Origin of the sequence: Escherichia sp. WS1450 (assembly GCF_046487395.1) — a bacterium.
Classification (GTDB): Bacteria; Pseudomonadota; Gammaproteobacteria; order Enterobacterales; family Enterobacteriaceae; genus Escherichia; species Escherichia coli.
This window is the reverse complement of sequence record NZ_JBJQJO010000022.1, coordinates 13,780-38,247: the sequence shown is the minus strand read 5'-3', so window position 1 is coordinate 38,247 and position 24,468 is coordinate 13,780. Positions and strand designations below refer to the sequence as shown.

Annotated in this window: 31 protein-coding genes and 2 pseudogenes; 22 read left to right on the top strand and 11 right to left on the bottom strand. The window is 47.1% G+C overall.

Features of this window, described 5'->3' with window-relative positions:
* Positions 1-194: 194 nt before the first annotated feature.
* From ACJHYR_RS20925 to ACJHYR_RS20900, 6 genes and pseudogenes are all read left to right on the top strand, one after another.
* On the top strand, positions 195-362 hold the full coding sequence (locus ACJHYR_RS20925) for a hypothetical protein (RefSeq protein WP_021551801.1): 168 nt from the start codon (positions 195-197) through the stop codon (positions 360-362).
* Between the two features lie 175 nt (positions 363-537).
* Entirely contained in the window at positions 538-657 is a 120-nt protein-coding gene (locus ACJHYR_RS20920) for an ash family protein (RefSeq protein ID WP_071526433.1), read from the top strand.
* An 18-nt stretch (positions 658-675) separates the two neighbouring features.
* Positions 676-891 carry a host cell division inhibitor Icd-like protein gene (locus ACJHYR_RS20915; protein ID WP_000201263.1) on the top strand — a complete coding sequence of 72 codons (216 nt, stop codon included), beginning with the start codon at positions 676-678 and terminating at the stop codon, positions 889-891.
* Positions 891-1,601 (top strand): annotated as a pseudogene (locus ACJHYR_RS20910) (Rha family transcriptional regulator); the annotation flags it as partial. The gene ACJHYR_RS20915 and the pseudogene ACJHYR_RS20910, both read left to right, overlap by 1 nt.
* A 287-nt stretch (positions 1,602-1,888) precedes the next feature.
* Entirely contained in the window at positions 1,889-2,209 is a 321-nt protein-coding gene (locus ACJHYR_RS20905; RefSeq protein WP_016262393.1) for a hypothetical protein, read from the top strand.
* Positions 2,210-2,340: 131 nt separating this feature from the next.
* Positions 2,341-2,691 (top strand): hypothetical protein, encoded by a 351-nt coding sequence (locus ACJHYR_RS20900; protein ID WP_016262392.1) that lies wholly within the window; start codon positions 2,341-2,343, stop codon positions 2,689-2,691.
* A 39-nt stretch (positions 2,692-2,730) separates the two neighbouring features.
* Here ACJHYR_RS20900 and ACJHYR_RS20895 read toward each other — a convergent pair whose 3' ends face one another.
* Together ACJHYR_RS20895 and ACJHYR_RS20890 are read right to left on the bottom strand one after the other, a co-directional pair.
* Positions 2,731-3,552, bottom strand: a complete 822-nt coding sequence (locus ACJHYR_RS20895) for a hypothetical protein (RefSeq protein ID WP_016262391.1) — start codon at positions 3,550-3,552, stop codon at positions 2,731-2,733.
* A 43-nt stretch (positions 3,553-3,595) separates the two neighbouring features.
* Entirely contained in the window at positions 3,596-4,366 is a 771-nt protein-coding gene (locus tag ACJHYR_RS20890) for a hypothetical protein (RefSeq protein WP_410233141.1), read from the bottom strand.
* 124 nt (positions 4,367-4,490) lie between these two features.
* On the opposite strand from ACJHYR_RS20890, the gene ACJHYR_RS20885 reads away from it, so the two are divergent.
* The 3 genes from ACJHYR_RS20885 to ACJHYR_RS20875 all read left to right on the top strand — a co-directional run bounded on the left by ACJHYR_RS20885 (position 4,491) and on the right by ACJHYR_RS20875 (position 6,994).
* Positions 4,491-5,144 (top strand): hypothetical protein, encoded by a 654-nt coding sequence (locus tag ACJHYR_RS20885; protein ID WP_021551806.1) that lies wholly within the window; start codon positions 4,491-4,493, stop codon positions 5,142-5,144.
* Between the two features lie 331 nt (positions 5,145-5,475).
* Positions 5,476-5,805, top strand: a complete 330-nt coding sequence (locus ACJHYR_RS20880; RefSeq protein ID WP_016262385.1) for a hypothetical protein — start codon at positions 5,476-5,478, stop codon at positions 5,803-5,805.
* A complete protein-coding gene (locus tag ACJHYR_RS20875) occupies positions 5,798-6,994 on the top strand; it encodes a phage tail protein (protein WP_072770500.1) in 1,197 nt (398 codons plus the stop codon). The genes ACJHYR_RS20880 and ACJHYR_RS20875 overlap by 8 nt, the downstream gene beginning before the upstream one ends.
* Before the next feature lie 34 nt (positions 6,995-7,028).
* Here the strand turns inward: ACJHYR_RS20875 and ACJHYR_RS20870 are convergent, their stop codons facing one another.
* The 3 genes from ACJHYR_RS20870 to ACJHYR_RS20860 form a co-directional block, all read right to left on the bottom strand.
* Entirely contained in the window at positions 7,029-7,388 is a 360-nt protein-coding gene (locus ACJHYR_RS20870) for a type II toxin-antitoxin system HigA family antitoxin (protein ID WP_021551809.1), read from the bottom strand.
* A gap of 56 nt (positions 7,389-7,444) precedes the next feature.
* Positions 7,445-7,783, bottom strand: coding sequence for a HigA family addiction module antitoxin (locus ACJHYR_RS20865; RefSeq protein ID WP_000806445.1), 339 nt, complete (start codon positions 7,781-7,783; stop codon positions 7,445-7,447).
* 71 nt (positions 7,784-7,854) lie between these two features.
* Entirely contained in the window at positions 7,855-8,157 is a 303-nt protein-coding gene (locus ACJHYR_RS20860) for a type II toxin-antitoxin system RelE/ParE family toxin (protein ID WP_016262381.1), read from the bottom strand.
* 163 nt (positions 8,158-8,320) lie between these two features.
* Here ACJHYR_RS20860 and ACJHYR_RS20855 point away from each other — a divergent pair, with 163 nt between their 5' ends.
* From ACJHYR_RS20855 to ACJHYR_RS20825, 7 genes and pseudogenes are all read left to right on the top strand, one after another.
* Positions 8,321-9,112, top strand: coding sequence for a hypothetical protein (locus tag ACJHYR_RS20855; protein ID WP_016262380.1), 792 nt, complete (start codon positions 8,321-8,323; stop codon positions 9,110-9,112).
* Complete coding sequence (locus ACJHYR_RS20850) at positions 9,109-9,876, top strand: baseplate (RefSeq protein ID WP_094545090.1); 768 nt, start codon at positions 9,109-9,111, stop codon at positions 9,874-9,876. Before ACJHYR_RS20855 ends, ACJHYR_RS20850 begins: the two co-directional genes overlap by 4 nt.
* A 3-nt stretch (positions 9,877-9,879) precedes the next feature.
* Positions 9,880-10,860 carry a tail length tape measure protein gene (locus ACJHYR_RS20845; RefSeq protein ID WP_094545091.1) on the top strand — a complete coding sequence of 327 codons (981 nt, stop codon included), beginning with the start codon at positions 9,880-9,882 and terminating at the stop codon, positions 10,858-10,860.
* 119 nt (positions 10,861-10,979) lie between these two features.
* Positions 10,980-11,534, top strand: coding sequence for a baseplate protein (locus tag ACJHYR_RS20840; protein ID WP_410233140.1), 555 nt, complete (start codon positions 10,980-10,982; stop codon positions 11,532-11,534).
* 59 nt (positions 11,535-11,593) lie between these two features.
* Positions 11,594-12,499: a recombination-associated protein RdgC gene (gene rdgC, locus ACJHYR_RS20835; RefSeq protein WP_021551813.1), complete on the top strand. Its 906-nt coding sequence runs from the start codon at positions 11,594-11,596 to the stop codon at positions 12,497-12,499.
* A gap of 43 nt (positions 12,500-12,542) precedes the next feature.
* Entirely contained in the window at positions 12,543-13,163 is a 621-nt protein-coding gene (locus ACJHYR_RS20830; protein WP_068981782.1) for a hypothetical protein, read from the top strand.
* Positions 13,164-13,254: 91 nt separating this feature from the next.
* Positions 13,255-14,073: pseudogene (locus tag ACJHYR_RS20825) on the top strand (DNA adenine methylase); the annotation flags it as partial.
* A gap of 135 nt (positions 14,074-14,208) precedes the next feature.
* On the opposite strand, the gene ACJHYR_RS20820 reads toward ACJHYR_RS20825, so the two are convergent.
* From ACJHYR_RS20820 to parM, 4 genes are all read right to left on the bottom strand, one after another.
* Positions 14,209-14,496, bottom strand: a complete 288-nt coding sequence (locus ACJHYR_RS20820) for a hypothetical protein (protein ID WP_016262373.1) — start codon at positions 14,494-14,496, stop codon at positions 14,209-14,211.
* A complete protein-coding gene (locus ACJHYR_RS20815) occupies positions 14,489-15,130 on the bottom strand; it encodes an AAA family ATPase (protein WP_016262372.1) in 642 nt (213 codons plus the stop codon). The genes ACJHYR_RS20820 and ACJHYR_RS20815 overlap by 8 nt, the downstream gene beginning before the upstream one ends.
* Positions 15,131-15,415: 285 nt before the next feature.
* Complete coding sequence (locus ACJHYR_RS20810) at positions 15,416-15,781, bottom strand: plasmid partitioning/stability family protein (protein WP_016262371.1); 366 nt, start codon at positions 15,779-15,781, stop codon at positions 15,416-15,418.
* Positions 15,782-15,791: 10 nt separating this feature from the next.
* A complete protein-coding gene (gene parM / locus ACJHYR_RS20805) occupies positions 15,792-16,748 on the bottom strand; it encodes a plasmid segregation protein ParM domain-containing protein (RefSeq protein ID WP_016262370.1) in 957 nt (318 codons plus the stop codon).
* Positions 16,749-17,284: 536 nt separating this feature from the next.
* On the opposite strand from parM, the gene ACJHYR_RS20800 reads away from it, so the two are divergent.
* Positions 17,285-18,079, top strand: coding sequence for a hypothetical protein (locus ACJHYR_RS20800; RefSeq protein WP_410233139.1), 795 nt, complete (start codon positions 17,285-17,287; stop codon positions 18,077-18,079).
* On the top strand, positions 18,045-18,608 hold the full coding sequence (locus ACJHYR_RS20795; RefSeq protein ID WP_228339672.1) for a hypothetical protein: 564 nt from the start codon (positions 18,045-18,047) through the stop codon (positions 18,606-18,608). The genes ACJHYR_RS20800 and ACJHYR_RS20795 overlap by 35 nt, the downstream gene beginning before the upstream one ends.
* A gap of 153 nt (positions 18,609-18,761) precedes the next feature.
* Here the strand turns inward: ACJHYR_RS20795 and ACJHYR_RS20790 are convergent, their stop codons facing one another.
* Complete coding sequence (locus ACJHYR_RS20790) at positions 18,762-19,220, bottom strand: hypothetical protein (protein WP_024214619.1); 459 nt, start codon at positions 19,218-19,220, stop codon at positions 18,762-18,764.
* A gap of 11 nt (positions 19,221-19,231) precedes the next feature.
* Positions 19,232-19,624: a hypothetical protein gene (locus ACJHYR_RS20785; protein WP_029701799.1), complete on the bottom strand. Its 393-nt coding sequence runs from the start codon at positions 19,622-19,624 to the stop codon at positions 19,232-19,234.
* Between the two features lie 159 nt (positions 19,625-19,783).
* Here ACJHYR_RS20785 and ACJHYR_RS20780 point away from each other — a divergent pair, with 159 nt between their 5' ends.
* The 4 genes from ACJHYR_RS20780 to ACJHYR_RS20765 all read left to right on the top strand — a co-directional run bounded on the left by ACJHYR_RS20780 (position 19,784) and on the right by ACJHYR_RS20765 (position 24,412).
* Complete coding sequence (locus tag ACJHYR_RS20780) at positions 19,784-21,481, top strand: hypothetical protein (RefSeq protein WP_021551818.1); 1,698 nt, start codon at positions 19,784-19,786, stop codon at positions 21,479-21,481.
* Between the two features lie 141 nt (positions 21,482-21,622).
* Positions 21,623-21,901 carry an Ig domain-containing protein gene (locus ACJHYR_RS20775; protein WP_175147310.1) on the top strand — a complete coding sequence of 93 codons (279 nt, stop codon included), beginning with the start codon at positions 21,623-21,625 and terminating at the stop codon, positions 21,899-21,901.
* Positions 21,902-21,966: 65 nt separating this feature from the next.
* Positions 21,967-23,622: a phage tail protein gene (locus tag ACJHYR_RS20770; protein ID WP_263899061.1), complete on the top strand. Its 1,656-nt coding sequence runs from the start codon at positions 21,967-21,969 to the stop codon at positions 23,620-23,622.
* A gap of 43 nt (positions 23,623-23,665) precedes the next feature.
* Positions 23,666-24,412, top strand: coding sequence for a hypothetical protein (locus ACJHYR_RS20765; protein WP_072770526.1), 747 nt, complete (start codon positions 23,666-23,668; stop codon positions 24,410-24,412).
* The last annotated feature ends 56 nt before the right edge of the window (positions 24,413-24,468 follow it).

The window sequence follows — 24,468 nt, the reverse complement described above, 5'->3', positions numbered from 1 at the left end:
AGGTGGCTGAAAAGCCCCCGTTGACTCACGGTGTTCCAACCTTTATTGCGCCGCCACCAGACCGTGGAACAGTCGATGGCGGCTCCGAAAGCAAGGAGTCACTACACTATGAACAGCTACTGTCTTTTCCCATCACTCGTTGTCCGCCACTCACGCGATAATCTGCATTCTTTACTCGCGCTGGGGGTGTCAAAATGACCGTTCGCTATCTCAACTTTCAAATCCAGAACATCACTGGCGGTTGCTATGACTGGTTTGTCACTCTCGGAAAAGAAGTGATCACCGGGAAGCTGGATGAAGTGAAAGCTAAAGCAATGGCCTACGCCTGCAAGCAAGCCCAAAAGAAGAAAAGAAAAGCATAAGAAAACACACAGTTGCGCCCTGGCATTATCGTGGGGTATATTTCTACGGCACCTTAGAAAAACGGGTGCCGGGATTGGAACCCCGGATAATGTCAAAGGCGACACAGACGCCGAACGCGTCTTTTTTTGTGTCATGCCATCGCACAGCCATACTTAGCGTTTAGCTCAGAGATCAATGGTAGTGCTGGCTGGGCTGCCGAAAGGCAGGCCGGTTCCCTTTGACGCCGGTAGTTCCAACCCAGTCAGTGCTACCGCCATTGAGATTGGAACCTCACGCGGTAGCTCCTTAACTTAGTCAAAGGAGGCTGCCAATATGGCTACTATCCCTACCCCAACTCATTCTGAATTTATCTGGCGTTTCTATTCCTGCCAAAAACACCTTTATATCTGCGTAATGGCTGCTACCGAAGCAGAGGCGCGCTCATACCTTCCCGAAGAACCCTGCATTTTTGCTGCTCGCTTCACTCTTGATGCGATGGAGATCCTCAATTACTGGAATCTGCCAATGAACTGCGTGGAGGTGCACTGATGAATCTGTCCATCTCTCAAAAAGCGACAATGACCAGCATTGAGATCGCGGAACTGGTAGGAAGTCGCCCAGATAGTGTGAAGAGAACTATCGAAACACTGGCTAAAAAGAGTGTGATTCAATTTCCACAATCTGTGGAAATTGAAAATAAACAATCAGTTGGCCCTCGTCGATTTTCCAAGGCTTACATCTTTGAAGGCGAACAAGGAAAACGAGACAGCATCATTGTCGTCGCGCAGCTCTCTCCGGAATTTACCGCCCGGCTGGTGGACCGCTGGCGCGAACTGGAGAATGCCCGGGTACAGTTAAAATCCAAAGCCGAAATCCTGGCCGAAATGGCGCAAATGCATCTTGAGCATGAACGCCGGATCAACGCCGTTAATGCCCAGGTAGCCGAAGTATCGGCACAAGTGTCCAGGGTCACCGAAACACTTGAGCAGATCAAGAAAGGCAATATTCCAGAAGGCTACATTGGCTATCGCCAGTTGGCGGCAAAATGCGGCCTGACTGAAGCCAAATGCCGCAACCTGGTCAACGCTTACCGGATACCCACTGATACGCATGAGTTTTTAACTCCCGACGGTTTGCTTGCGCGACGCTCCATTGTGGCCCTGGCCCCCTTCCGGAAAGCCTTTAAGCAGGTTATGTCGGAGGCAGAACCACGCAACAAACGCTGGTATCATCCCAAGATGGGGCTATTTCAGGCCATTCACCATCCCGTGCCTGAAAGTCCAAAGGCAAACCTGTCGTTGCATACCGCCAGAGAGAAGATTAAAACAGGGTATGCAACCGTATGCCGTCGAGCATCCTGGCCTGAAAGTGTCTGGGTATGGCCCGAAAGAGGCTCACGGAAAAACTGGCGCACCTTTCGCGACGGTAAGATCTATGCGATTGATTTACAGCCAGAAGATGTAGCAGCGACCGACTGGATTGTTAGTTAATAGATTTGCCCCGGTCATGCCGGGGCTTTAACTACTAAGTGACCGGACACAGCAAAATGTATGCCACGAAAAAAATTGATTTCACTTATTCTTCCGCCACAATTGAGCGGCGCTTCACCCTCATTAGAGAGTTGGAACTGTCAAAAGTCTGGTATCAAATTCTACTGGATGAAGAGTTCTCACTGATGATAATGGCTGAAAAAGAAGCCATGCCGAATGACCGGCATAAAGTCATTGCCAGCCTTGACCTGGTGACAAACAGATACTGGGAGACAGAGGAACTGCGTGAGGCGGGAGCAATTCGCGACCTGATGGAGAATTCCGTTCCCCGCCGTTATCGGCTAGGAGATGAAATCACCATTACCGAAAAATCTTAACTCCTACAGATATGAATAACAGCGTCACAAGACATACATCAACTCATTGCATTACAAAGTGTAAATTAGTAGTATTGCGGACTCACACAGCTTTATAAGTATTTGTTTTTTATGTTAAAGGATGAATAGTTTTGGCTACTAAAATTAAACTTGAAAATCCTCAAACTGGCGAGTCAATAACCGGTTTTTATGGTTTTTCTTGGACTACATTCTTGTTTGGTGCTTTTCCTGCTTTGTTCAGGAAAGACTTTATAACCTTCATTGGGGTGTTCGTGGTGATGCTGATACTGGCATTCCTCACTGCCGGAATTGGCCCCTGGATCGCCTCTTTTATTTGGGCTTTCATGTACAACAAATATTTCACCATAAACAAGATAAAACAAGGCTTTGTGTTTGCTGGCACTCACACCGAAAATGAGTTGGCCTCAAGTAAACTTGGGTTGGCCTTAAATAAAAACAACTGTAAAACAATTACCGAGTAAAACAAATAGCAGGCTTAATCTTTAAGCCTGCTATATCAACTACGAATCTTGCTGACAATTCAGAAACATAAATGCCCGTTTATCAGTCAGATCTGTGACATAATATTCTCTCGTCCCTGTAGGTTTTATTCTACGGGCATATACAAACTTATGTGCTGATTGTCTCTCACCATAGCTTACTTCAGTCCTGAACTCATCAACCACACTACCATCTTTTTCGACTTCCTTTCTCACCAACTGATTTTCTAATACAGGCTTTGATTCGTCTATACCACTAAAAGCATCCTGCCCAGTGCTGTTACCTCTGTTTCCGCGTGGCAAATCCCATGAGAAGTAAGATCCATAATCAGTAATCACACGATCCCATGTACCAGAATCCCCCATGTAGTTAGAGCGTTTTCCATTGTAGGTTACAGCGACCTTACAGGCGTATGTTTTTCCATTATTTTCAGGCGCACTCGTAATGGTTGCAGGAGCATTATGAATAGATGCGCTTACGTCATATTGCGTTAAATCCTCAACCGGGACAAATTTATATATAGGTGTACCTAGGCTGTTTAGGTATAAATTATACCTAACTCTAAGCGTGCTTCCATCAGAGAACTCATACGTTCCCAAGCATTGGAGTTTATTTTTTTCGCTTATTTCATTAACCTGATCGTAAGCATCAATTACTGTTACTTTTTCCGGTTCATCTTTTAAAAGTTCGTTATAATCATCGATCAACATCTGCCTTGTTTTTGTGGCGTTACAGTCAATTTTGCTAAAATCTTCAGCAAAAGATATGCTGGGAACCGAAAGAGCAATAACAGCAGTAAACGCTGTTGAACAAAATATGTTTCCGCATTTCTTTAAAAACATTTCACAAACTCCAGATGTTACCATTTTGTTATTCTATTTGACTTTAATTAGTACATTTCATTTTTGCAGCGACTTCGGCTACCCCACGATCAATGTAAGGCTGCTCACTTAATATCTTTTGGATCTCACTACGAATGCATTCCGCTGTAGGTTGCTTAGGTGCTTGTTTTTGCTTCGCGGCTCGTTCAAGTTCCGTCATGTTATTGAATCCTGCCACATCACTTTGCCGAAGCATCCCTTTCCGGATAAGAAACTGCTGCCCTTCAGGCACCCAAGCCAGCATATACAAAGGCTGCAATAGATCTCCCATTCCTTGCTGACGATAAAGCTCAAACTGCAACACGCCGTTACTTAACACCGACATTGTGTCTTTGGTGGAATACCCTGTCTTTTGTATGGCTTTGCCTGTTTCATCTGCTGCATATGCAAATACACAGAACTCAATGTTGCTTTTAAAGAATGGCTCTACAGGTTTCAGCGGGATATTTTCTTTCTGGCAATAGTTTGAAACTTCATCAGGCGTATAGTTTGTTTTGGCGTTTCGCAACACCTTCAGCCCAGCCTCATACTTTGCAGGTAACGCGCCTGCATAGGCAGCATTAAGAGAAACTCCCCCCAATATAACCGCGAGCACTGCTCCCAAAACCCTTAACTTCACAAAACCATCCTTCATGTAAACAAACTGAAGTTTTATGTTACAAAAGCAAACATCTACGCCAAAATGACTTAGGCCAAATTCAGCGCGAATAAAAAATTCAAAAAAATTGTTGACACTATTCTGGAAATCACAATCTGGACAAAATCCATTGCGCAAACGGCTCCCGTTGAAGGTTCTTTTGACGACTAACTTTCAGCCGATGCGCGGTAGGGAGTCATAACGCCAAAGCAGGCCGCCATGTGCGGCCTTTTTTTGTGCCTGCTATCGTGGAGTAAAAGCCATGCAAAAGATCGCAATATTCAGTCTTTCTACTAACAAGCCGCTGATGGCTACGGCAGTCCTGAAAGACGGCGCGCTTGTAATTGACAAAGTAAAGCCGCTCCCTGCATCTGCTATTGAACAAAAACGAAAAATTCCACCAGCAATTGCCGAGCTGCGTAAAAGTGAATTTAAGGTGCTGGTTGACGAAATCACGCCAACCATTTCAGCCGGTACAGGTGCCAGCCAGGTAACATTAAAAACACGGCACGCCGACGGCAGAGCAGCGATCATTGTCGGCATGGAGAGATACCGGGAGCTGAAACTACAAAGGCTGCTATCCCTGCCTGACAAGAACAAAGGGGCATTTGAGATCCCCGACTCTATCGTCGATACCGAATACAACGGCAACGGTGAAGAGGTTTATCGAGTTAACTGGCAAGATATCCGACCAGAGCACATCCTGATGATTCTGTGCTGCTATGCAACGGTATACCACAATGTTGCCAGCGCGGATTACCTGAAACAAATGACAGGAGCGGTAGAGAAAGAAAACAAAGCAGGGATAATGGCCTCGTTCCTGTCCATTATCAGCGATCAAAAAGCTAAAGCAGGAAATACCCAACCAAAATCGCTGGCCGGGCAAGTAATTGATGAAGATACGGTGATACTTTAATCAACTCAGTAGCTTTGTTAACTCCCTTAATACCAGGTAGAAGAGTAACAAAAATACTAACGCCAGTATTTGCGTGGTCAACGAGGCGTTCATAAACAGAACAATTAGCTTTAACAATTCGAGAATAACGTCCATGTCATTCACACTATTTAATTTTTAATCTACAGCCAGCAAACAATGAAGCTGGCCCCCGCATAAAGATTAATGAAAGTCACTTGTCACCAGTGAGGGGATTTATGAACCACATCCCCCTGAACTGGTGGCCTGTCTGTTTCTCGCATTTCACACCCTGCATACAGTTCCCCCCAGGTTATGACTGTGAGGAACTGTTATGAGTTACAGCAGGCTCGACGATCGATGCATTGAAGACGATGTGCTGCGCGCACTATTCCATCAGGAGATGATCAAGCGGGTATCGGAGTATCACTCCGATAATTTCCAGTACACGATAAAAATTGATGAGGTTTATCGCTCAGACCTGGCGGCCTATCGCGCCTATGGCAACGCTGATTTGCGCTGGGTATTTCGCGTGCTGGTGGGCCATGAGTCAGAAATGGAAGAAATGCCGGTAGGGACAACGTTAACTCTTCCTGACGCAGCATGGCTAAGAAACAAGATTCGCGATTACGCTGGCTCGGCACCGGAGATAGAAAATGCCTGACTTCCTGAAAAATCAGGACGGGCGATATATCACTGACGGCCTGTCCTCTAAGGATTTCACACGCGTATTTGAACTCATCAGGAAAGAGCAAAACCGCAAACGCCGCCAGGCGCACAGGACACTCACGCCGGGCAGGCTTAGGAATAAATCAGCTGAAGACATTCTTAAGCTGGGGAAAAAGAAAGGCGGCACGTTCTTTACGCGTGACGATCTGAAAGGCTTCGAAAAGCTGCGAAGCAAAGCACGCGAAAAATATGACAGCAAGACGGCTGGCATCACATACGCACAACTGGTAGCGTCCAGCCAGGCTATCGATATTAAGCGAGCAAATAACGCCGTAGACGACGGTTCTGGTATCAAAAGAGCTACGCCCGTATCTCTTCGTCACAATGTGATTAATATCCGCGTGGAAGCGTCCGATATATCCGTTCACCAGCACCACATTGTCCGGGTACGTTTTGAAGAATGGGATCAGATGGTCGATGACATCGCAGAAGACGATAAATCAGCCCTGAAAGTCACAAAATCACTGTGTGCCGGGCGAGTGTCTTTCGACTGTGACTGCGGTCGCCATCAATACTGGTATCGCTACATCGCCACTGCGGGTAACTTTGCCCTGGCCCCGCCAAAAGAATACGCCTATCCAAAAGTTCGCAACCCTAAGCTGCAAGGCGTCGCCTGTAAACATGTGATCCACTCAATGACACGACTACAGTCTGCCAGTTGGCAGATGAGTATTGCTCGTGCGCTACAAAAGGCTGCAACGCAAATTGCATTTGGTGACGATCGCCGCCGTACAACCAAACACTTCTCAAAAGAAGACGAGAAGGAGTTTAATCGCAATCGTAGCAGTAAAACGAACGTTGAAGCCGCCAAACGCGAATGGAGGCTCTATCAGAAGCGCCAGGCAGCTTTAAGTACAAAACTGGCGAAGGACAACGGCAAGATCGACAAGCTACGTGACCAACTGACCAGGGCCAGAAAGTTGTCAGACGCACAGAAAAAACGAGCGGCAGCAAAAGAAGCGGCCTTGCAACGTGAGAAACAGAAAAACAAGGAGCTTCAGCAACGCCTTGCCGATCAGTTCGCACTGAAGAAGCAGGCGTTCATTGATGCGCTGGTCATGGCAGGAACGTCACCTGGGCAAGCTGAAAAAATGTTTATGGAGTACGTGAAGAAAGGTTCTTGATTGACAACAAAGGCGGTCATACAGACCGCCGAACTCATACACCAACCAGGCTTTCAAGAGGAATGCCAAACTGGGAATGTAAACGACGAATCATAGGTAACGTTAAATTTCGTGTTCCATTTAGCACTTCGTAAACACGATTTGACTTACCAATCGCCGGTTCCAGATCCTTCACGGTCAGCCCTTGCTGTTCCATACGGAATTTAATGGCCTCAATAGGTGATGGTGGCTCAATTGGGTAATGTTTTTTCTCGTACTCCTCAATGAGAAGACACATGACCTCAAAGAAATCACCTTCCGGGGTGTTCATTTCCGGTTCGTTATCGAACATCGGTTCGACCGCACGCAGTGCGGCCTCATAATCTTGTTCTGTACGGATAGGTTTAATGTTCATTAATTCCAAAGGAAAGCCCACTTGTTAAGTGGGCTTTTTGTATGTGTTTTACTATATCAGGCTGCTTTTTTATTCAGGTTCCGCTGAGAAATAAATTTTTCAGCAGTATTGATACGACTTAACTCTTCCTGAACGCGCATATCATTTTCGACTTCCCACAGGTCTACTGCGGTCTGAAGATTAATCCAAAAATCTACAGAAGTATCGAATGCTTTTGCCAGGCGATATGCCATATCCATCGTTAGCTTACGATTATTATTAACAAGAGCACTTACGGTGTTACGATGAACATGAAGTATTTCTGCTAACTCGTTGATCTTAAGCTCTAACGGCTCCAGGTATTCGTACAGCAGGATATCACCTACAGTCGTCGGTTTTCTGGTTGCCTGTTTCATTTTTTGCCCTTACTAGCGTGCGTATTAAGTGGACTCTGGTCAGTACCCGGTCCATCCGCCGGGTATTTGTTTTAGTATTTGTGAGGGTCGAGATACAAGTCCTCGGCCTTTCCGTTAACCCACTTAAAAATTAACCTGTATTGCTTATTCACCCTTATTGATGAATAGCCGTTTAGCTTCCCTGACAATTCCTCATACCGATTACCTGGTGGTGATCTCAAGTCCTTCCAAGTAGTTGCAGCATTGATAATATCCAGCTTCCGCAACAATGTAATCTGAATATCAGAAGGTATCTTTTTGTGTGGTATTGAAAATTCAAAAAAATCATCAAGCCACTCATCCCTGAAATTCTTTATGTTAATCTTTTTGCTCATCGATCATTTTATCCTCCATGATTATTAATGAATGTCATAATGATAGCGCACCGTTGCACCGTGCGCAAGTGCATATTGTAACAATTCCCCTCCTCCATCCAAAATCACAATCTCCCGAAAATCTTCCTTTCGATACCTGATAAATCGACCTTTGAGGACGCTTATGGGCCGTTTTGATGAATGGCTTGCTGATGATGCAAGCCTGATGAGAAAGGGAACAGAACATGACAGCACGCAGAGAGAAGAGACAACGACGGTTGAAGCGAATGAAGGAAGCACAACGGAAAATGGGAATGTCAGTGCAGGGCCATTCAGTATTCTGGAAGAGCACGCCGCCACCCAATCTAATAGCCATGATAATTGGCCTGATAATGCTGGTGACTCTGTTACGGAAGTGATTGAACCTGACATCGCTCCCCTACCGGCATCGCTCGCTAACAGAGAACCAAACCAGCAGCTTAAAACCCGATATAACGGACATAAAGCGTTCAACGACCAGATCCGCGCCGATTGGATGCTCATTATTGAATCAAGCCCTGACGCGTTCGAGGCGCTTTTATACCGCCCGGCTGATGGCACCTATGGCGTCGTAAACGATGAAACAGGTGAAGAGTCTTTCACGCAACTTGACAACAACCAGCGTGAGCTTACCTATCTGGAACCGGAAATCGTATACGTCCTGGATAACCCGGACGGAAGGGATTCGTTTCATGCCATTGATGCCGATGGAGAACAGGATGGTCTTGCTGATGAAGTGCTAATCCTGCGTATTGCTGCAAACAACGTACCTGTTGGTTCAATCCTGGAATGGAACGAAGAAATGGCGAATGGCCTCGCCCGCCGCTGGTGGTACGTGCATCGAATCTTCAGCTACGGAACACAACACGTCGGCTCCCTTTATTACTGCATCCCGGCCAGGAACTTTGATACCACTCAAAACGGAGTGATCGAATGACACCCAACAAAACTCTCCTGTCCCGCATTGGCGAGTGGCAGACAACGCGTACTGGAAAATTCCAGACAACTGGTCTGGAAAGAGTGGATAACGCTTTTGCTACGCTAATCAGTGACATTTTTTCTGACGTAACGCTGGTGGAACCAGCAAAAGAAGAAAGGCGCTTTGCATCATTCCTGAGTCGCCCACCAGCGGAGCGTGTTTATGTTGCCCGTTTTGATAACGCGGTCGAGTTCCTTAAAGCGGTTCGCCGTGCTAATGCCGGGCAAGGGAGAAAGCCAGAGAATCCGAACATTAATCGCGATGCACTCCCTCTGATTAATATCTCGCGCTCAATGGATATCAGCTATATCAACAATGACCAGCAGATAGACCGCAAAAGATGTGATCACTTCTGCGAACCTGGCAGCGGTATGCCTTTAGTAGCCCTGGAATACACCCAGGCAAATCTGACGTATGACGTTACATTAATGGCGACGGATAAGGCGACCATGAGTCTGATGTGTAACTCGCTAGGAGCACGTCTTCGCTTGATGGCAGGAACGCAGTTTGAAGCAACAACCCCGCTGGTACGAGTACCCGTCCCGCTAATTTGCGCGATTCAGGATGCTAAAGACATCAGTTTTACTGATGTTTCAGCCCCAATTGGGGAAGAGCGTATTTATGCTGCACAAACGGCAATTAGTGTTATAGCAGACGTGATCACCGCCTGGGAGCTGGACGCGAAACGAATTATTACTGAAACCTCTCTGAGAATGGGGTAAGCCATGTCCCAGGAGCTACAGCAATACTTTCTACAGTCCGTTACCATCAACGGAAACAAAGTACCCAGGGAGTGGATATTCACTTCCGTATATGTGGAAAAGGCAAACCTGCGTGCACCATTGCTGAAACTGGAAATTCACGACATTACCGGCACCATAATTGATGACTGGAAAACAAAATACGGCGCAGCACTGGTTGCAGAGATGGGAGATCCACAAGGCAATTCAGGCACGTTTAAAACAACTTTTTTCGTAACATCTGCGGTGCTGGCTGGTGATGTCATCACGGTCATTGCAGTCAGTGAAGACGTTCGGATATTTAAGATCCCCGCCATACGGGCTAACCTGCATACAAATAAAACGCCTGATACCATTTTCAAGACGTATACCGGTACACTGAAAATCGCCTCCAGCGCATTGAAACGAAGCTGTACGTACCATCTTTCCGCCGGGGAAAAACCCTCCAAAATGCTATCTGAAATGGCCCGCGATAAAGGCGCTTTATGCTGGGCCTGCCGTGGTCAGTTTAACTTTTATACATTAGCTGACCTTATGAAAGCCAAACCATCATTCACCTATGAAGGGAACAACCCCAGGGCGGAATACACGATTTCAAAAATGAGGCTTATACAGCAAGAGTATGCCGTTACGGCAAATACTCAGTATCGATTTACCGGCTATTCAATGACTGAAGGCTATGTCGAATATGGCGATAGCTCACTTCCAATACGCTATATATCCGATCCGGATATGGAAACTCTGCGCAATATGCAATTGTCGCTCGTACCCAAAATGGATATTGAGGTCGCGGGTAATCCCGACATCACGCCGGGAATGGTTATTGAGATCCTCGTGTATCGTTACGACCAGGAAAATAAGCTGGACGAATCGTTGCCTCGTAAGCTGTTGGTGAAAAACGTAGCCCATTTTGAGGACCGGATCGGCTATACAACACGAATGATATTAGGAGTACCCAACCAGTGAAACGCAGAGCGCAAATCGTAGGGACCAAACACCCTGCCGGACTTATGCGAGCGCAGGTCCGCATACTGCCTGACTGGAACGGTGTACCGGATGAAGACCTCCCATGGGCAGAGTATCAAATGCCTATCGGTAACGCCTTTACACCTACAGTCAGCGGCGATTTAGTCTGGGTCGAATTTCCTTATCTGGATGCTAAAGGCAGGATAGACACGCGCCGACCTTTAATCGTTGGCGCGGCGCAGGATGCCCCAGGAGGCGTACCAAATGTGCCTCCGGAAGCCTCCGGACAAGGAAACGGATGGTCGCCAGAAGAAGTTGATGGTGCTCCTGCCCGCCCCCAGTTTTCGGCGACTGAAGATTTTGTTATTCACCGAAACAATATCCTTGAGGTCAGAACGGCTGGCGGTGGCTATGAAATAGCAAACACCGCCGCAGGATCAAGGATAGGGATGAACGAATCCGGCCAGATTTACATAATCGGCCCGGCGAATATAGTGCTTAATGCTGGAGGTGAGGTTAACGTCAAATCAAGCAGCAAAACCAATGTATCCTCAGATGGAGACGTTAATGTAAAAGGCAGCAATGTAACCGTCGCAGCTGATGGTGATATAGCCCTGAAAGCTGGTGGCGCGCTAAAAGCAACAGCGAGCAATTTCACCTTTGTGAAGGGATAGCAAAATGCAAAACTGTGTTAGATAATTGAGTTTTATTTTCTAACACAGTTTTGCTAAACATGAGATTAGTCGCCTTTAAAAACATATATGTCTATCGCCTTGCCCGCGAAATAAAACTGGACTCAACCACCGTTAGTGATGCCTTAAGCCAATTCACATTCACTCCATGCGCATCACAAGAAATGGCAAAAGTCGGATGGGTGCCGGTTCTGGCTGACAACCTGATCCATGAATACCACGGTTTTCTACTTCTCCAGCAACAGCGAGAAATTAAGCTCCTGCCCTCTCATGTCATTAAGGAGGAAGTGCAGAAAAAAGTGGAAAAGCTCGAAAATGAGCAATCTCGTAAGCTGAAGAAGTCGGAAAAAAACACCCTGAAGGATGAAGTTCTCCACTCTTTGTTGCCTCGCGCATTCACTCGCAAATCATTGTCGCGAATCCTTATTGATCGCGACAACTATCTGGTCTTCGTAGAAGCTTCCAGCGCCAGAAAAGCAGAAGAAATGCTGGCGCTCTTACGTAAATCACTTGGCAGCCTGCCAGTGATTCCATTCACGCCGATAGAACCGCTCGAAATGACTATGACCGAATGGTTCAAGTCAACATTTCCTCAAGGCTTTAAAGCAGGCGAAGAAGCCATATTGAAATCTCTGTTCGATGACGGCGGCGCAGTTCGTTGCAAGAAAGTAGACCTACAGTCAGAGGAAATAATGACTCATATTGAAGCCGGAAAAGTTGCAACAACGGTTGCAATCAACTGGCAGGACCGCGCGACCTTCAGGTTAAACGATGACATGAGCATCAAAGCACTGACGTTTTGCGATGATCTCTATGACCAGAACGATGACATCGACCGTGAAGATGTTGCCCAGCGATTTGATGCTGACTTCATTCTGTTCACAAGCGAATTATCCGCGATGTTTAGCTCGCTGGTGGAGGCCATTGGCGGTGAAGCAGAGCATTAATAACCGACCGCTGGCGGTGAGTCTTTGTGATTATACAGGGAATATGGTTTCCCCCTGGCTGGAACACGGCATTGATGCAGTCATTGTCGATCCGCAACACCAGGAGTCCGGCAGCCAATTGATGGAGTCAGGTGCTGTACTCACACGTATCAGCGCAATTATTGACAGTGATGAGGTCTACAATTTCCTTCGGAAAAATTTGCACAGAGTTGTATTTTTAGCCGGTTTCCCTCCATGTACTGACCTGGCTGTATCTGGCGCACGCTGGTTCGCAGATAAAGCAAAAAAAGATCCGGTTTTCCAGTTCAAAGCAATGCAGGTTGTCTGGCAGTGTTACGACATTGCAAAGATGATTGGTTGCCCGTACATGATTGAAAACCCGGTCAGCCAAATATCGACATTCTGGCGTAAACCTGATCACATATTCCATCCTTATCACTTCACTGCATATTGCAAGGAAGACAATTACACCAAAAAAACATGCCTGTGGAGCGGACAAGGATTCATCATGCCAACTCCGCGAATCGACAAGTCGTTAGGTGATCCAGATAACCGAATACACAAGGCACCGCCAGGGCCTGAAAGAGCGAATTTTCGTAGCGCGACACCTTACGGTTTTGCAAGAGCTGTATTTGAAGCAAATAAGGAGGGAATCCGTGGCTGATATTGGTGCTAAATTTATTTCTTATAGCGACAATCATCGTCCTGCGGCGGAAGCCACTATCAGCCATATGCGACGTATTCGCTCGGAGGACGAATTTGATCGCCCAGTCTTTAAGTGGGTCGGCGGCAAATTTTCTGCACTGCCCATTATCTTCGAACACCTGCCCCACGGAAAACGGTTGATAGAACCTTTCGTTGGAGGTGGCGCTGTTTTCACTAATGCCGGATTTAAAAGCAACCTGCTGAACGATATCAATAATGACCTGATTAACTTCTATCAGACATTGCAGCGTGAAGGGCATTCTCTTATCACACTGGCATATCGTTTTTTTCAGGATTACAACTCTGCTGATGCATTTTTGAATGTTCGCAATGCATTCAACAATGGTGCTTATGATTCCCTTCACCATGCAGCGGCGTTCCTGTATCTCAATCGTCATTGTTTTAATGGCGTCACTCGCTATAACCGTAAAGGAGAGTTCAACGTCGGATATGGAAAGCAGAAATCACCCCACTTCCCTCTCGCGGAAATGGAGGCGTTCCTGGCTGACGATATTTCAAAGTATTCGGAATTTGTGTCCGGCGATTTTGCTGGTGTAATTGAGGCTGCCGGGAATGATGATGTGATTTTCTGCGATCCCCCCTATGAACCATTGCCCGACACTACCGGATTTACAAATTACTCAGGGCATAGCTTTAGGTTTGAAGATCAACAACGGCTGGTGTCACTGCTGGTGGATGCCCACAGACGCGGAGCGAAAATTGTGATAACAAACAGTGGTGCGCCTAACATTCGCGAACTTTACGTTGGCAATGGCTTCAAGGTGTATCCTATGCCATCCCGTCGCTCTGTATCCTGTAAAGCATCAACGCGAATGATAGCTAACGACATTATAGCCACACTTAATTAAGAAAAGCCCCATATGGGGCTTTTATAACATCAAACAAGCACCGTTACGGTACACTAACAACACCATTCTGGTACTAAAAAGGAATCAAAGTAGCCTCAAAATAACACATGGACCCAAAACGGTGTCATTCCGGCGTCATTTTGTATCCTCAGACTCTGCAAGCATGAGGATAGCATGGCGGATCATATTCAATTTGCTGCGATTATGCTTTTTGCTTAACGCATCAAGTACCTGGTACTCGTATTCATTGAAGCCAACACGAATGGATTTAAAATCACGTGGGGCGTCCTTATCGAGCACTTTGTTGTCTTCTGGTTGCTCACCCGGCACCAAATCAGCTTTGCTGGCAAAAGCCTCAATTCGGCGTTCAAGATCGAGGTCTTTTACTTCGGGGGCTTTTACCGATTTACGAGGCTTAATCACTTAATAACTCCTTAACCAACATCTGGATTTCACCTTTAGCTTTCCCGTTGTCCATCTCAACAACGCCCTTCCCTTCAGCCATACAATCGCGGTAAACCTTGCGATCGCGAATGATGGTTTTCAGCAACTTCAGTTGCGGATATTCAGCCAGGTACTCTTTGGCCTCATTGGCTTCATTCACAACCGGATTGGATGGGGCCATTGTTAAAACTGCGCACGCCTTAATGCTAGGATTAGGCATCAGATCCAAAGCCTCTTCAAAGACTTCAACAAAATGCGCCAGCGTGTCTAAATCTGGCTGAGATGGCCTGAATGGAACAAGCAAAACATCCGCCGCAGTAATACCGGTGCGCATCTCTTTGCTATCACGACCAGCGGTATCAACAACCACAAATTCATAACGCTTGTCCAGATCAAGAAGTGTTTCACGAATATTCCCAAACTTCTGGACGCAATGAATTACTGGAGAAACCTCTGCCGCATTACGGTCCGATGCCCAACGGGCAGATGTTCCTTGCTTATCTGCATCAAGTAGAACTACGTCCTTATTTGCGCGGGCAAGCTCCGCACAAATGTTTACGCTGGTGGTTGATTTGCCACAGCCACCTTTTTGGCTGGCTACCAATATAATCATATCCGTCCCTCGGTGTTATTTTGGTATCAAAATAGCTCCAAACAGAAGCCTTATTGATGCGGTTTTGGCTCTATAGTGGAGTCACTATGCTTTGCAAAAGTATAACACTAAACACTCGAAATTTGCCCTCTGTTGCATCCTGTTTAACACGAAATCAGCCTCAAAGTGGAACCAGACACAAAACAGCACCACAACAACACCGTTTTGGTACTAAAAGAGCACCAAATTAGAACCATGACAGTATAAAAAAGGCTGCAAATTGCAGCCTTTGAAGATGTAGATTTGTTAATCAGGGAGTGAGTTTGCCAAATTCTGTGCAGAGCGGCTTTTCGAAACGCCAGGTTTTTTAACATCCGCTGAGGCTGAGGGGTTTCCTTCAGGGTTTTCCCGAACTTCAGGCGAAATTTCAAGAAATGAAACCAGCATTTTTCTGATCACTTCAGGGCTATTATCACCGGATAAAAGCGATGCCAACATGGGAGGTAATCTGCTATCAACCTCGCCAAGAGCGATACCTGCAAGCATCGCTGTGCGCGCCATATCATTGCGATCTCTTAATGGATGGCCCTCAAGTTTTGCATCAGCATATTGCTCACTGGCGTTAAGACCAGGACGAAGATAAAACAATACTTTTCGACGTTCCTGAGACATGGCAACCTCATCAACCGATAGATTTTAGACCATAGACAAGAGCAAGTTGTGGATCATCAGCAACGAAAAACCTATCGTCACGAATGTTTACCTGCTCACGGATAGCATCAGCAACAAGCGGCGCGCCGCCACCAATGACCATAACATGCGTGTATCCTTTGAAATCACTGATCACATCCAGTACGCGTGTACGGAGTCGTTCTATGCTTGACGAAATGGCTTTCTTAACATCATCAATAGCAGACGGATCGTTAATATTGTCGGTCAAATAATCCTCATCATCACGATTAATGATTAATTGATCGACATTATAATTAGAGGTTTCGGTATTCGCTTTTGCAAGTGCCTGTCTGACCTCTTTAGTTACCAGCGAAACGCCGAGATTAGAATCGCCAAATACGCGAGAAACGGCGGTCATTTGCCCGGCGACCATCGACACATCCAGAGTAGTCCCACCAAGATCAACAATAAGCACAGAATGCGCTGGCACAAGGCTGTCGCACAGACCGATCCCTGCGGGTATTGACTCCGGGCGCACAGTCACTTTTTTGATAGTAAAAACCTGACCTTTGTTAAGGGTGACTGGTCGCATCAGGCTGGCCTTTTTCCGCTCAATATTTTTCATGTTGTATTGTGCGTCGTCGTCATAAAACTCTGCCAGTGGCAACGTGACAACTATTTCCACTTCTTGAGGCTCAATGCCACTTGTAAGCAGGGCATGATGAACAGCAAGCACATTAAGCGGGCTGTATTGCCATTCAACGTTATTCGTCGGCAGCACATCCGGCGAGATCAAGTCATATGAATATTTTTCGTCATCAATGATGTAGTTAAACGGCTTTCCTGCGCCAAATGTGGCGGACCATCCACGTTTAAAACTGTTCGGACAGATATGGGTTCGAGTTTCCCCGTCTTGTTCCCACAGCATTTTGATATTGGTAGAACCATCGTCGATAAAAATGCGCATCATATTGCTCCACTTCTGAGACACATTTGAGAAAGAATTGAATTTTATATGAGAAAACAAAATAAGACCAGAAGTTAGATAGCGTAAAAAGCATCAAACTAGAGACGTAAGAGAGACGCAAAAGAGACTTAGATGACACATGATGTACCCACGATACCCGTTTGAGACAAATCAGAGACAAATGTGAGAAGTAAGAAATCTGAAGAGTGAAAATCACAAAGTGGAGAAGATTTAAGAAAAAGGAGGTGTTAGATGAGTGCAATAGCGACCAGTGACACAGTTTGTTCTGGTCATGGAGGATTCCCTCCGCGACCTGTAGCAGAAACAGTTTCCTGGTTTACCGTAAATGGAAAGCCAGTGGTTGTAGATGGGGGAGCGTTCCCCAGCCATACAGACGGAAATAGCGCGCACCCCGGATCAGCCGTATCGACGCGCTCATGGTTTGCAATAGGCGGGAAAGGAGTTGTTTGTGTGGGAGATCCCCTTTCTTGTGGCTCAGTCATCGCCAATGGTGAGGCAATTTTTCAGGTGTCATAATGCTTGATTCAATCGCTGAAGTTAATGCATTCAAAATTCTAAATGCATCAGGCACAACTACGCCTGCATCTATCACGCTAAGTAAAACAGCGTCATCCAATGCCAGTTCTCTGGAAGAGAATATCCAGGCTCTTATCCTGAAGGATAATGCATACCCGGCGTCGGTGGTTTCATGGGTCAATCAGCTTTCTGTCTTTTCAGAACAACTGAAAACTGTCAGTGCAGAAGCAACCAATTTAGCCGACTCGCTGTCTCCGTATACTTCGCCAACTGAATTACTTCAGATGAAAATTGGCTGGGAATGTTACGTCAAAGGTAATGAGTTATCTCCTGCGCCAGAATTTGCTCTCGTAACAGTTATGGGAGATACCCTGCATCCGCAATCGCTTATTGACGCGTTGGCAGCATTTGAACTGGTGCCAATCACTTCAGCCATGACCGCTATAAATGCAAAAGTTCAGGCGTCAAGCGGGGAGGCTTCAGGCAACGGAAGTTCCACCGGAACAACACAGCAACCAGCACTAACAGAAGAAGAGATCAAAGCACTAAAAGACGCTGTGGAAGCAGCAACAGAACAAATAAATGCAATAAACAACACGAGCAGTAGTCTCTCAACACTTGTACAGCAAGTTAAGGACTCTACCGGAAAAGCCAAACAGGGACTGGAGAATGCTGTAGCTATTACGTTAACCGGTTCTCTACTGGGCGATGAAGTAATGAGTCCGGCAATCAGTTTGATCATGCCACAAGGTGTGATCGATGCGCTCCAAAGCAACACTAAAAAGGAACCATAACCACACCATTTTAGCCCATAAATGGTTACAAATTGGTACACATATCACACCAACAAAAAATCTGAAGAGGATGGTTTTGAAAAAGATAATTTTGATAGTAGTTGCGCTTTTAGCCATTTATGGAATTTACCGTACTACGGCGGCAGTTATCGATCACATCAGGTATATCCGTTCCCTGGAAGACTCAAAATCACAACTTGAAAGCGAGAACAACACGCTTTCTACCGCATTGCAGTTAAGTGAAAAATCGCGATCTGCCATGATGGCTGAAAACGAAAGAATTAAAACACTGGAGAAGGAGTACCAGCGCAAAACAGCAGAACTGAATACCAGCCTGATCAAACAACGGGAGGAAAGCCAGAATGAAATTACTCGTCTTGAAACTGCTTTACGCAATGCTGGGGTTAATGATGTGCGTGTGCCTGATGACGTTATCAGGATGCAGCGGGAACGGGCAAAAGAAATCAATCAGCGTGCCAGTGAAAATTACCGTAGAAGCCACCAGCAAACCGCAGGCAAATCTGATTGATTATACCCCTTGCATAGTGCCAGAGGACACGCCTGTGCTGTTAAACAAGTATCCGGCATACACTGAACAGTTATTCAGCACTATCGATGAATGCAACCAAAGAAACGCACTGAATAACCAAAGAAACAGGGAGATTTGGGAAGGGAAGGGGGATCAAGGCTCCTGAAGCCAGATGTCCTGGCTGTCAGCTTCTTCGAAACCGTGACAGACGTTAAAGTCACTCAAGCGATACTGGCGCTGACGGCCTCTATTTCGCTCATGCCAATGCATATATCCACCAGCAAATGCCAGCGGACAATCGCTATAGTCGATGTAGCCAATACCATTACCCAAACGCGCTTCGCGCGCCCCAGCTTTCCAGGACAGCAGAAAAGAGTCACGATCTGCCAGCATGACTACAAAATCATCTGGATCGCCTATGCAGTGAAGAATGCCTGCCTTGCATAACTGTTTGAGTGCCTTAGACTGACTCAGGATGTCTTCACCGTAATACTGAAAACAATCATCAACAATAGCGGGATAGCCAGCGGGTGGATTCAGGCTGGTTGGTATAGCTGACGCGATAGCCAGCATTAAACGATATTGTGTTTTCGATGGGTTCGCGTGACTCATGTTTCCTCTACTCACTGTCTCCATGCATTTTTCAGCTCCGGAATATCAGCCATTTCCACTAACTTCCGAAGCCCCGCGCTGACCTTCCCATTACCAACCGCAGCAAGCCAATCCCTTACTGACTTCGGCATATAAAGAGTGGTGGTTACAGGATCTTCCACTCTTACAGGTGTGCCCATTTGAGGCCACTTAACAGATGCCAAAACGTCAGAAGGCGGGGTAAGCGCGGGAACATCAAGAATAGCCTTTCCTGAATGCAGAATCACGACTCGTTCAGCCAGGGAAAGAATATCTCTTTCGGTAAGAATTGATGACAGTTGAGCTTCTACAAGGCATCTGCTGCTTGTGTTCAGAGAATGGCTTTTAGCACCATTTTTGTATGAAACGAAGATCTTGTACGCCATTTGTTCTAATGTTATGTGTTAGAAAATTAAGATTAAAACACACCATGACGATTTTGTTAAAGAAAATTATTTTTCTAATGCTATTGACTAAATAACAAAGTGAGTATTGTCACCTCGTCAAAAGAATCTTCACGCCGCGCCCGAATTTAGGGTTTAACCGTGAACAAGAACATTGAGCCAGCTCGTAAGCGCGAGCGCGAGATTATGAATCGGGCGGCAAGCGTCATGGCTATGACCGTCGATCCAACCACTGATGCTGCCGGTAACATGATTACCGACAACGAAGTGATGATGGCTAACCTGGAAAAAGCTATCCAGAAAGAGCCAATGTTTGAAGGCGTTGGACCAGAAGCAGCTCGCCAGATCATTGGTAGCTGGGCCATGTCTATTCATGAATACAAACGCCAGCATGGGCATTATCCGGCAAGCGATGTATTAGCCAACGCCCATGTAGCACTTGAGCGCCTGATGATGGAGTCCGCTAAAGAGACGCATGAAGGCGCTGGCAAAGCCATGTTTGAATCAGTAGCCAAGGACATGCGCACCTCCGATGGTGTAATGAAGGTTGCACAATATGCCGCACTGATCCTGCCTGCTTCTCTCGGCGCAGCCACCAGCGACGCATGTACGTTTATCCCTTGTGATCGTGATGAAACCAATATTTACGAGCTGACCAACGTTGCTGGTACAAAATTCGGTACATTCGAGCAGGGCGATGAACTGAACATGCAGTCTGCTGGCGTGTATTCGCAGATGAAACGCCTGTACATCCTGACCGAAAAAGGCGATGGCAGCAAAACCACCTTCCAGTTTGATATCCAGAACTTCGAAGGCCAGGCCTGCCCGCTGCGCCAGGGCTACAACAAACTGCTTATTAACCGCAAACCGTCCAAAGTAGATGATGGTGACGGCAACCTGTATTTCAACGACAAAGACGTCAACGGCAACTCTTTCTCTGCTACAGCAAAAGTTAAATACGATACCGGCGTTATCGATATCACCTTTAATGAAGCACCAGCAGAAGGCACAGAAATCGCTGTTCAGGTTGAAATCAACATTGAACGCAATCCGAGCCTGATACCAGTCATTAACCAGTCCATGCGCAATTACGCCCTGCGCCCGTCGCAGTACGTGATCGCATCCGAACATACGGTTATGACAGCATCTGACCTGAGCCGTGAACACGGACTCGAACTGGCAGCATTGCAATTCTCCGCAATGCGCAACTGGATTTCCCACGAAATCGATATGATGCGCCTGCGCACTCTGGTATTCCACACAGTTTACGGTCGTGAATTTGATGTGGCACTGCCAGAAGCGCAGAACTACGAATCGTGGGTTGGTTTAATTCGCCATGTAGTGAACGCGCTGTCACAGGACATGGCTGACCGCACCCTGACTACCGGTATCCGTGGTGGCTTTGCTGGTGGCGATGCTGCTAACTTCCTGCGTTCCTTACCGCCGCAGCACTTCCAGTTGGCACCGGGCTATGTACAGTCGCCGTACATTCAATACATCGGCACCCTGTTTGGTTCCATTCGTATCTACGAAGTGCCGAAGCCTATCTGCAAACAATTCCAGGAACATGGCTACGACTTTGGCCTGGACGACATCTACTTCTATGGTCGTGGCGAAGGCATTGGTAAAGCTGGCCTGGTCGCTGGTGATGCTGTGCCTGCTATTCCGTATGTCCACGAAACAAATCCAGCCCTGGTAAACCGCACCACTCTTTGGGGTACAGCAATCAACGATGTGCATCCGCGCAACGGTGAGAACTATTTCACTCGCCTTCGCCTGACACGTTCGAAAGAAGGTGCGATTGACATGTTGAGCGGGCAAATCAACGAAAAAAAGTAGCAGTGGCGAACGTGTCAGTTTCACCAACGGCAATTGAAGTAAACGAAGGTGAAACTATCGCCGCAAGCACTTCAAAGACACGAAAAACACCCAAAAAGAAGTAAGACAAGCCCCTGAATAGGGGGCTATATGGAGGAAAAAATGGCTGATATTCAGGTAACTATTACCCCACCAAATGCGACAGATAAAACTTTCACTGTCGAATCCGATCATCCGGAAATTGTGAGTGTTGATGGAACCACATGCACCGCAGTATCTGCTGGTACTGCGGTACTAACCATCAAAACTACAGATGGAAATAAAACCGCAACATGCACTGTAACGGTTAATGAAGCCGCAGTAAGTGTCAACTCTGTCAGCGTTGATCCGTCAACCAAAGAAGTGACGGTAGGTGACAGCTTCACGGTCGGCGAAGCCTGATAAAAGCCTCCCCATGCAAATGGGGAGGCTTCTCTCATCCGCTCGATAAAGAGGAAAAGAGCAGCATGAATAAAATTGGTTTTTCTGTTGGTCAGGCGGCGGGCGTTGCGGTAGCGGACGTAAATGCCGATGCTATTCTGTCCAACACATCTGGCGGTGCTTCCGTCTTTGCCGGGCTGGTGATTTCCCGCAGAGGAGCACCAGGCAAGGTTTTGCAGGTTACAGCAGCCAACTATCAGAGCGTGTTAGGTTCACCTCTTCACCCGCGCACCGGGGCCGCATTTGAACCATATCGCCACGTTGAACGCGCAGTAAAAGGCGGCACCGGTTATGTGGTTCGCGTATGCGCAAAAGACATGAAAGTACCGGGCATTGCCGTTTCTGTTCAGGCCAGGTCGAAAAGCACCAAGTCAGCAAAAACTCTGCAAATTGCTCCGACCGAAGCAACGGTAAATATCGGCGATACACTGACCGTTCGTGCCGTTTCTGGAGCCACTTCTCCGGTAACTTTCGCTGCAAGCGAAACACCTGAAATTTCCGGCAGTGAACTGGCTATTTTCTACATAAAGGACGGTGATGCTTCGACAAACCGCACGTTATCACTGACCCGTGAGGACGAAGAAAATGACCTGTTCACTCTGGAACTGAAAGAGACACAGACCGATGGTTCTGTAGAAACTTTGGAAAGCTACCAGGTTTCTTTCGATCCGGATGCAACGAACGATATGGGCCAGCCAGCATGGATTCCTGCGTTGTTAGAAAGTCAGTCCTCCAGGCTTGGAGCTGTACTGGCTGATGGTGCCGAAGACTCCGCTCACTTGCTGACTTTCGAAGATGTAGCGTTTGAAGGCGGTACAGATGGCGATCTGTCCTCAATTGACGCTGATGATTATCTGAAAGCGTTAGAGGTTCTCGAAGCGTCAGAAGTTAATTATACCGCACTGCTTTCTATGGGCTGCTACGACGCATCCGTGCTGGCAAAAATTAATTCGCTGGCAGAAGACGTTCGCGTGGATATGTTCTACGACCTGAAATGTGCTCAGACTGGTGATAACGCTATCGCGGAAGCTAAATCACATGGTTTCGGCAAATCCCACCAGGCTGCACGTTATCACTTCCCGTACTCATGCCGTGACACTTTCAGCGGTATGAATGTGGTTTACGGAATCAGTTGTGATGCGTTCGTGGCAAAAGCGAAAGGCGTTGCGCTTGTGTCTGATGTAGGCGGCTGGCATTACGCCCCGGCTGGTCTGTCTCGCGCAATCATTGATCGCCAGAACATCACCAGACTCTCCGGAATTGGCACAATCGATCGTGAAGCGTATGTGACCGCTCGTATTAACCCTGTAAGCGTTGCAGCGGATGGTTCTGTCTACATCGACGACTCCCTGACGACATACAGCAAAAATAACTATCTGCGATTCCAGCACGTTTCATCACTGATGAATGCAATTGCCCGCAATTTCTATGAAGTTGCTCAGGCAATCAAGCATGAACCTGATGGCGTTACGCAGGAAAGTCTGACTAACGCACTGACAGATCTTCTGGACCGTTTTTATGCGGCTGGTGCGCTGGTTACACCACGCGATGAATCTCAAGGTTCTGACCCTTATGTGGTCAAGGTAACTCAAAAAGACATCGACTTGTGGGAAGTGGAATGGTCCGTGTGCCCAACAGGCACTGCCCGTCGAATCCTCGGCAAACCAATCCTGATGCGTTGATTTATCTTCCCCGCTGAAACGCGGGGATGAATGAGGTTTCCTAATGAAAAACTATTCTGTTGTTGATCCATTCATGCGCGCGCTATTTGCAGGCAAAACAGCCGATAACGCAGATACAGCCATACTGGAAAGCGCCAAAGATTCTGGTTGTTTTGAAAGTGGCGATAACGCCATCCTGGAAAGTGCCAAGAATGGAACCGATGGCGCGGATATCGAAGCCGCAATGATGGAAGCGGTGGAATCCCGTGCACAAAGTGACATCCGCAGTCTGGCAGCTTCAATGCTGGCGAGCTGGGTAGAAGATGGCGACCCTGAAGCGGATTCATTTGATGCGCTGGCAATCACAATGGCTGGCCTGGCCGACATTGACGAAGACACAGAACTGACCGACGAACAGGTTGACGCATATAACGACGCACTCGCGGCGTTGGCTAACGCGGCTGTGGCCCTGGGCGCTGATCAGGACGACGTCACCGAGATGATCGATGACGAAGATGACGCGGCAGCAGAACGCGTATTTGACGCACTGTCAGAAAGCGATAGCGAAATGATGGAAGAAGCCATTGCGATTTACACCGTTGCTGGTGGCAATGCCGCAATGCTCGAAGCTGTCAGCAAAAAAGTCGTTCGTGATGGCAAGGTTACTATCATCCGCAAACGCCCGCGCCCGCGTCGCATGACGTCCTTACAAAAGCAGGCGCTGAAAAAAGCTCGCCTTAAGGCGCATACGTCGATAGCTAACACTCGCCGCCGCAAGTCTATCCGCATTCGCAAAAAACGCGGTCTGTAATGATGTAAGCCACCTGTAATGGTGGCCTGTTTGGGAGAAATAGCAGTGATTTGCGG

What these genes read in the sequence shown, in the direction of transcription:
- ACJHYR_RS20925 (WP_021551801.1), top strand. Translation starts at nt 195, where the DNA reads ATGACCGTTCGCTATCTCAACTTTCAAATCCAGAACATCACTGGCGGT.
- ACJHYR_RS20920 (WP_071526433.1), top strand. Translation starts at nt 538, where the DNA reads ATGGTAGTGCTGGCTGGGCTGCCGAAAGGCAGGCCGGTTCCCTTTGAC.
- ACJHYR_RS20915 (WP_000201263.1), top strand. Translation starts at nt 676, where the DNA reads ATGGCTACTATCCCTACCCCAACTCATTCTGAATTTATCTGGCGTTTC.
- ACJHYR_RS20905 (WP_016262393.1), top strand. Translation starts at nt 1,889, where the DNA reads ATGTATGCCACGAAAAAAATTGATTTCACTTATTCTTCCGCCACAATT.
- ACJHYR_RS20895 (WP_016262391.1), bottom strand. Translation starts at nt 3,552, where the DNA reads ATGTTTTTAAAGAAATGCGGAAACATATTTTGTTCAACAGCGTTTACT.
- ACJHYR_RS20885 (WP_021551806.1), top strand. Translation starts at nt 4,491, where the DNA reads ATGCAAAAGATCGCAATATTCAGTCTTTCTACTAACAAGCCGCTGATG.
- ACJHYR_RS20880 (WP_016262385.1), top strand. Translation starts at nt 5,476, where the DNA reads ATGAGTTACAGCAGGCTCGACGATCGATGCATTGAAGACGATGTGCTG.
- ACJHYR_RS20875 (WP_072770500.1), top strand. Translation starts at nt 5,798, where the DNA reads ATGCCTGACTTCCTGAAAAATCAGGACGGGCGATATATCACTGACGGC.
- ACJHYR_RS20870 (WP_021551809.1), bottom strand. Translation starts at nt 7,388, where the DNA reads ATGAACATTAAACCTATCCGTACAGAACAAGATTATGAGGCCGCACTG.
- ACJHYR_RS20865 (WP_000806445.1), bottom strand. Translation starts at nt 7,783, where the DNA reads ATGAAACAGGCAACCAGAAAACCGACGACTGTAGGTGATATCCTGCTG.
- ACJHYR_RS20860 (WP_016262381.1), bottom strand. Translation starts at nt 8,157, where the DNA reads ATGAGCAAAAAGATTAACATAAAGAATTTCAGGGATGAGTGGCTTGAT.
- ACJHYR_RS20855 (WP_016262380.1), top strand. Translation starts at nt 8,321, where the DNA reads ATGGGCCGTTTTGATGAATGGCTTGCTGATGATGCAAGCCTGATGAGA.
- ACJHYR_RS20850 (WP_094545090.1), top strand. Translation starts at nt 9,109, where the DNA reads ATGACACCCAACAAAACTCTCCTGTCCCGCATTGGCGAGTGGCAGACA.
- ACJHYR_RS20845 (WP_094545091.1), top strand. Translation starts at nt 9,880, where the DNA reads ATGTCCCAGGAGCTACAGCAATACTTTCTACAGTCCGTTACCATCAAC.
- ACJHYR_RS20840 (WP_410233140.1), top strand. Translation starts at nt 10,980, where the DNA reads ATGCCTATCGGTAACGCCTTTACACCTACAGTCAGCGGCGATTTAGTC.
- rdgC (WP_021551813.1), top strand. Translation starts at nt 11,594, where the DNA reads ATGAGATTAGTCGCCTTTAAAAACATATATGTCTATCGCCTTGCCCGC.
- ACJHYR_RS20830 (WP_068981782.1), top strand. Translation starts at nt 12,543, where the DNA reads ATGGTTTCCCCCTGGCTGGAACACGGCATTGATGCAGTCATTGTCGAT.
- ACJHYR_RS20815 (WP_016262372.1), bottom strand. Translation starts at nt 15,130, where the DNA reads ATGATTATATTGGTAGCCAGCCAAAAAGGTGGCTGTGGCAAATCAACC.
- ACJHYR_RS20810 (WP_016262371.1), bottom strand. Translation starts at nt 15,781, where the DNA reads ATGTCTCAGGAACGTCGAAAAGTATTGTTTTATCTTCGTCCTGGTCTT.
- parM (WP_016262370.1), bottom strand. Translation starts at nt 16,748, where the DNA reads ATGCGCATTTTTATCGACGATGGTTCTACCAATATCAAAATGCTGTGG.
- ACJHYR_RS20800 (WP_410233139.1), top strand. Translation starts at nt 17,285, where the DNA reads ATGCTTGATTCAATCGCTGAAGTTAATGCATTCAAAATTCTAAATGCA.
- ACJHYR_RS20795 (WP_228339672.1), top strand. Translation starts at nt 18,045, where the DNA reads ATGCGCTCCAAAGCAACACTAAAAAGGAACCATAACCACACCATTTTA.
- ACJHYR_RS20790 (WP_024214619.1), bottom strand. Translation starts at nt 19,220, where the DNA reads ATGAGTCACGCGAACCCATCGAAAACACAATATCGTTTAATGCTGGCT.
- ACJHYR_RS20785 (WP_029701799.1), bottom strand. Translation starts at nt 19,624, where the DNA reads ATGGCGTACAAGATCTTCGTTTCATACAAAAATGGTGCTAAAAGCCAT.
- ACJHYR_RS20775 (WP_175147310.1), top strand. Translation starts at nt 21,623, where the DNA reads ATGGCTGATATTCAGGTAACTATTACCCCACCAAATGCGACAGATAAA.
- ACJHYR_RS20770 (WP_263899061.1), top strand. Translation starts at nt 21,967, where the DNA reads ATGAATAAAATTGGTTTTTCTGTTGGTCAGGCGGCGGGCGTTGCGGTA.
- ACJHYR_RS20765 (WP_072770526.1), top strand. Translation starts at nt 23,666, where the DNA reads ATGAAAAACTATTCTGTTGTTGATCCATTCATGCGCGCGCTATTTGCA.